This window comes from Acidocella sp. (assembly GCF_028687955.1).
Taxonomy (GTDB): domain Bacteria; phylum Pseudomonadota; class Alphaproteobacteria; order Acetobacterales; family Acetobacteraceae; genus Acidocella.
On sequence record NZ_JAQTZC010000096.1, the window covers coordinates 1 to 5,580 of the forward strand.

5 protein-coding genes are annotated in these 5,580 nt (G+C 61.2%); 4 read left to right on the plus strand and 1 reads right to left on the minus strand.

What is annotated here, in order from left to right; all coding sequences use genetic code 11:
• Nucleotides 1-106 precede the first annotated feature (106 nt).
• The 4 genes from PHE40_RS10995 to PHE40_RS10350 all read left to right on the plus strand — a co-directional run bounded on the left by PHE40_RS10995 (nucleotide 107) and on the right by PHE40_RS10350 (nucleotide 3,656).
• The gene (locus tag PHE40_RS10995; protein ID WP_366523607.1) at nucleotides 107-577 is read left to right on the plus strand and encodes a 3-hydroxyacyl-CoA dehydrogenase family protein; all 471 of its coding nucleotides are present in this window, start codon (nucleotides 107-109) and stop codon (nucleotides 575-577) included.
• Between the two features lie 48 nt (nucleotides 578-625).
• Nucleotides 626-1,822, plus strand: a complete 1,197-nt coding sequence (locus PHE40_RS10340; RefSeq protein ID WP_299961474.1) for an acyl-CoA dehydrogenase family protein — start codon at nucleotides 626-628, stop codon at nucleotides 1,820-1,822.
• 2 nt (nucleotides 1,823-1,824) lie between these two features.
• Nucleotides 1,825-2,940, plus strand: a complete 1,116-nt coding sequence (locus PHE40_RS10345) for an acyl-CoA dehydrogenase family protein (protein ID WP_299961476.1) — start codon at nucleotides 1,825-1,827, stop codon at nucleotides 2,938-2,940.
• Between the two features lie 326 nt (nucleotides 2,941-3,266).
• Nucleotides 3,267-3,656 carry an SDR family oxidoreductase gene (locus PHE40_RS10350; protein ID WP_299961478.1) on the plus strand — a complete coding sequence of 130 codons (390 nt, stop codon included), beginning with the start codon at nucleotides 3,267-3,269 and terminating at the stop codon, nucleotides 3,654-3,656.
• A 20-nt stretch (nucleotides 3,657-3,676) separates the two neighbouring features.
• Here the strand turns inward: PHE40_RS10350 and PHE40_RS10355 are convergent, their stop codons facing one another.
• Entirely contained in the window at nucleotides 3,677-4,972 is a 1,296-nt protein-coding gene (locus PHE40_RS10355) for an FAD-dependent oxidoreductase (RefSeq protein WP_366523608.1), read from the minus strand.
• Between the last annotated feature and the right edge of the window lie 608 nt (nucleotides 4,973-5,580).

Genomic DNA, 5,580 nt, shown 5'->3' on the forward strand with positions numbered 1-5,580 from the left:
CGCAAAATCAAGAGCTTATACCAGCCCGCCACCAAACCCAGAGAGTCAAGCTCTTGGCGGGCTGGTATAAGTCATCGCAGAATGCGGGGCATCGGAGGGAGGGCCAATGGATTTCGCTTATTCCCAGCGCGAGCGTATGCTCCAGGATCGTGTGTGTGAATTCATCGAGGCGCAGGTGGCGGGGCTGTGGGTTGGAGGTGGCGCTGGGCTGCCATTACCGTATCGCCACGGCTTCGGCCAAGCTTGGGTTGCCCGAGGTAAGGCTCGGCCTGCCGCGGCTGATCGGGGCAGAGGCGGCGAGGAGGTTACGGTACGCACCCTGTATACAATAGTGAACGAGGGGGCGAAGATCCTGGAAGAAGGCATCGCGCAGCGTGCTTCTGATATCGATATCGTCTGGGTTTATGGCTATGGTTGGCCGCGCCATACCGGCGGCCCGATGTTCTGGGCGGATGCAGTTGGGTTGGCGAATATTGTAGCAGGGCTTCGCGAGTTCGAGCATCGGCTGGGTGATGGGTTCAGCATTTCTAATCTGCTGCTGGAACGCGCCGCCGTTGGCGGGCGGTTCAACTCGTGATGCTGGATCAGACCATGCTTGCATGGACAAATAGGAAAGGCTCGTTTGATGAATCTTGATTTTACCCCGCAGGAGGAGGCATTCCGCCAGGAGGTCCGCAGCTTCCTGAAAGAGCAGTTGCCAGCCCGGCTCGCCGGCAAGGTGCGCACCTGCAAGCGTCTGTCGAAACAGGACATGGAGCAATGGCACGCGATTCTTCATGCGCGCGGCTGGCTGGCCAATAGCTGGCCGGAAGAATGGGGCGGCACCGGCTGGAGCTTGGCGCAGCGCTATATTTTCGACGTGGAGACGGCGATGGCCTGCGCGCCGCGCATCGTTCCATTCGGGGTGATGATGCTGGGTCCGGTGCTGATCAAATACGGCTCGGAGGCACAAAAGCAGTATTTTTTGCCGCGCATCCTCAATGGCTCTGATTGGTGGTGCCAGGGTTATTCCGAGCCAGGGGCGGGTTCCGATCTAGCCAGCCTGAAATGCGCCGCAATACGCGACGGCGATCATTACGTCGTCAACGGCCAAAAGACCTGGACCACGTTCGGTCACTTCGCCAACATGATCTTCTGCCTGGTGCGCACCAAAAAAGAAGGCAAGCCGCAAGAGGGCATCTCCTTTTTGCTGATTGACATGAACACGCCGGGGATTGAGGTGCGGCCGATCATCCTGCTGGATGGTAAGCATGAGGTGAACGAGGTGTTCTTCTCTGATGTGCGGGTGCCGGCTGGGAATTTGGTCGGGGAGGAGAATAAAGGCTGGACCTACGCCAAATATCTGCTGACCCATGAGCGGACCAATATTGCTGGAATCGGCGCCTCGATGGCGGCGTTCGAATGGTTGCTGCATATCGCGAGGGCTCAGAAGAAGAACGGCAGGCCGCTGGCGGAGGATCCGTATTTCGCGGCCCGGCTGGCCCGGCTGGAAATCGACCTCGAGAACATGAAGACCACAAATCTGCGCGTGCTGGCCGCCGCCGGGCAGGGAGTTGCGCCGGTTGCGGAAAGCTCGATGCTAAAAATCAGAGGCACCGAGATACGGCAGGAGATCACGGCGCTTACCCGCCGTGCGCTTGGTCCTTATGCGCAGCCTTTCATTTCCGAAGCGCTTGACGAAGGGTTCAAAGGCGCCCCCGTCGGGCCGGAATATGCGGCACCCGTGGCCGTGGAATATTTTAACAACCGCAAACTGACGATCTTTGGCGGCTCCAATGAGGTGCAGCGCGAGATCATCACCAAGGCGATCCTGGAGCTTTGAAAATGGACTTCAATCACAGCGAATACCGGCAAATGCTGGTCGACATGCTCGGCCGCTATCTCAATCAGCGCTATTCCATGGGGGTTCGCCACGGCATCGCGCAATCGGATGCTGGCTGGTCGGCGGAACATTGGGCGGCGCTGGCCGAGCTTGGCGTCGTCGGGGCGCTGTTCGGAGAAGCGGTGGGCGGCTTCGGTGGGGCCGGTTTCGATATCGGCGCGGTGTTCGAACAGTTAGGCAAGGCGCTGGTCGTGGAACCCTTCCTCGGGACACTGATGGCCGGCACCGCCTTGGCGCAGGCAGGCGGGCATGCGGAGCTGCTGAACGAGATGATCGCCGGGCAGGCCGTGGTGGTGTTCGCGCATGAGGAGCCGCAGAGCCGCTACGATCTGAGGGATGTCGAAACGCGCGTTCTGGAGACGGCGGATGGCTGGGCGTTGACCGGCAGCAAGGCGGTGGTTCCGCAGATAGAGGCGGCGGATTGGATTCTTGTCTCGGCGCGCGAGGCAGGCGGGATTTCGCTGTTCCTGCTGGGTAAAATGGTGGCCGGCGTCAGCATTCGCGGTTACCCGATGATTGATGGCGGCCGTGGCGGCGAGCTAATCCTGGAAGGCGCGGATGCCAAGCGGGTCGGCAGTCCCGGCGAGGCTTATGCGATCGTCGAGGCGGCTTATGCCGCCGGTAATGTAGCTTTAGTCTGGGAGGCGGTCGGCATCATGGATGTGCTGAAGGCGGCGACGCTGGATTATCTGCGCACCCGCAAGCAGTTCGGCGTGCCGATCGGTAAGTTCCAGGCGCTGCAGCATCGTATGGCGACAATGGCGCTGGAGATCGAGCAGGCGCGCTCGGCAGCACTCAACGCGGCGGCGGCTTTGGGGGCGGGGCGGCTGGAGCGCGAGCGCAAGGCGGCGGCCGCCAAGTTCACGATCGGCAAGGTCGGAACCCTGGTTGCGGAAGAGGCGATACAGATGCATGGCGGCATCGGCATGACTTGGGAACTGCCACTTTCGCATTATGCCAAGCGGCTGACCATGATTGGCCACCAATTGGGTGACGAGGACCATTGTCTCGCCCGCTTCATTGCGCTGGGGCTGGGGCCGGAGGGGGCGACGGCGTGAGCGACCAGTCGATCAGGTGGCAGTCCCGCTTGCTTCACGTCTTCCTCGACAACGCCCGGTACCATCACGCCAAATTGGTCCAAACCTGGCTGGCGCGGTCACAGACAATTTTTGTATCATAAACCCAACGAAATACCGGATTCTGACTTGATCGGGGTGTATCAGGCTCTCGCCGCTTACGGAGGTCGTTGTTGCTCCAGCCGGCTCGTTTGAACTTGCCTCGCAAGAAGCTTTTTGATTCCTCCTTCTGCATTACGTTCAGCGCCATGTGACGCAAGATCGCGAAGTTTTAGGGGCTGTTTTCCATTCTGTTACTGTGGCCGGCGCTGTGGTGTTGCCACGCAGTGTTACCGCACATGCTGAAAGCCGGATCCGGATCGATCGTTAATATCGGCTCGGTCGCGACGCGCGGCGTCAACCAGGTGCCCTACGCCGCCGCCCTGTCGCTTGAACCAGAATCCAGTGGTGTGCGCATCAACTGCGTTGCGCCAAGCGGAGTTAACGTCACCCCGGTCATGCCGCACAATCCAGCCCCGCCGGCCGAAGCCGACAAGGCCGGTTTTGCCCGGGTCACGGAGCAGACTCTGCGCCATACGCCGAGGGCACGCTTCGGTGAACCCGAAGAGTTGGCTACGGCGATCTGCTTCTTCGCCTCCGGCGAAGTATCCTATGTCCCCGGGCAGACCTTATCCGCCGCCGCCGGCGGAATCGGATAAGACCCGCCGCGGCAGGTGCCTTAGCTGGCCTGCTTGAGCAGATCGCGCAAGGATACGTCGGGATCGGCAAGCTGCGCCGGAACGGCCTTGGTCCGGCGCTCGACCAGACGCTTGCCAATCCCCATGTCGGGCGCGCGGTTGACGGTCAACACGCCGTCGATTGTCCCGCCCGACAGGAAGAAGGCAACGAAGGCATTGCTTTCCATGTCGCCGCGTAGCACCAACTCGGCCTGCACGGGGATCTGCCCGCAGAACTGGATGTTGAGGTCGAACTGGTCGCTCCAGTACCATAACGGCTTGCAGTAATTGACTTCCTTGCCCAGCATCGCCAGCGCGGCAGCCTGGGCCTGATCGGCGGCGTTCTGGTACGTCTCCAGACGGATGTGTCCGCCGAAGAACCCGTCCTGTTCGGCAACGTCGCCGGCTGCAAATACGGCTGAATTGCTGGTCCGGCATTGGCGATCGACGATGATCCCGCTGTTGACCGAAATCCCCGCATCTGAGGCAAGCGAAGTTGCCGGAACGATGCCGACACCGGCGACGACGGCATCGCAAAAGATCAATGTTCCATCGTCAAGCTCGACGGCAGAAACCCGCCCGTTCGCGAACTTGAAACCGGTGACGCCCCGGTTGAAATGGGTCTTCACCCCGCGCTTGCGGTGTTCGTCCCCTAGCCACTGGCCGAACCGCTTCCCCAGCGCGCGTTCCATCGGTACCGCGAGCGGCTCGACTGCGGTGACATCACAGCCCAGCTTGACCGCGCTGGCCGCAACCTCGGCACCGATTACCCCCATCCCGATGATGACGATTCGCGCCCCTTTCCGCAAGTCCGCCGCCAGCCGGGCGGCATCGTCGCGGGTGCGCAGATAATGAACATTGGCGCAATCGGCACCGGCCAGGTTGAGCTTGCGCGCGTGCCCGCCGGTTGCCAGCAGCACCTTGTCGGCGACGACCAGTTCGCCGCCGTTAAGGCGCACCCCGCCGGCCGCCAAATCGACCGCCTCGACGCGCGTGCCCAGCCGCATATCGATGTGGTTGTTGTAATACCACGCCTCGTCCTGGAGGAAAAATTTATCCGGGACATTGGCGGGGTCCCACAGGAATTCCTTTGACAAAGGAGGGCGTTCATAGGGTCGCCACGGCTCCTCGCCGATCAAGACGATACGGCCGTCAAACCCCGCCTGCCGCAGGGCTTCCACAGCTCGCCCACCCGCCAAATTCGCGCCAACAATTGCCACTGAACGCACTCGATTTCTCCCATTTTGACCGCACCGCCCCTTGGCAGAACTGGCGGCGAATAAGCTCTGCCGTTGCACATTATACAATTCATTGCAACAATCTCAGCTTACTTGGAGCATTTAATCTTCTCCAGCCGGGATGCCCGCTGCCGCCGGTTAAGTCCCAGGTCGCGCGCGGCCAGGGCCATCGCATCCCCGGCCGCCGGCAGACTTTCGCCTTTCTGTCGCAGCAGGCCCATCGTCAAGCGAATCCGGAATGCGATTCGCCTGGCGTAAATGCTCAGCGCGCGTTATACCAGCCCGCCAAGAGCTTGACTCTCTGGGTTTGGTGGCGGGCTGGCATAAGCTCTTGATTTTGCACGCGGCCGCCCCACCAGCCCCGCGCGCATACCAGTCAGCCTTAAGGCTGACCGGTATTAGAGCCTGATTGGCTTAAGTGTGATCAGGCTCCCGTTATTTTTCTGAGGGCGCTTCACCTTTCGGCTCGCTCGGCTGAGCGAACCGAAAACGATCGCGCTCTGGCCGCTTTCTGAGAAGCGATTGTCCAGGGCGCTCCGGGTCAGCTCAAGCCAGACCTTCCGCCTTGAGCGCCGCCCCGACTGCGGGACGCTTTGCAATATTTCCGGCGTAAGCCCCCAGCGCGGGATAGGCAGCCATGTCGATGCCAACATAGCCCGGCCAGCCAA

Coding starts and splice junctions, on each gene's coding strand:
- PHE40_RS10345 (WP_299961476.1), top strand. CDS start 1,825: ATGGACTTCAATCACAGCGAATACCGGCAAATGCTGGTCGACATGCTC.
- PHE40_RS10995 (WP_366523607.1), top strand. CDS start 107: ATGGATTTCGCTTATTCCCAGCGCGAGCGTATGCTCCAGGATCGTGTG.
- PHE40_RS10340 (WP_299961474.1), top strand. CDS start 626: ATGAATCTTGATTTTACCCCGCAGGAGGAGGCATTCCGCCAGGAGGTC.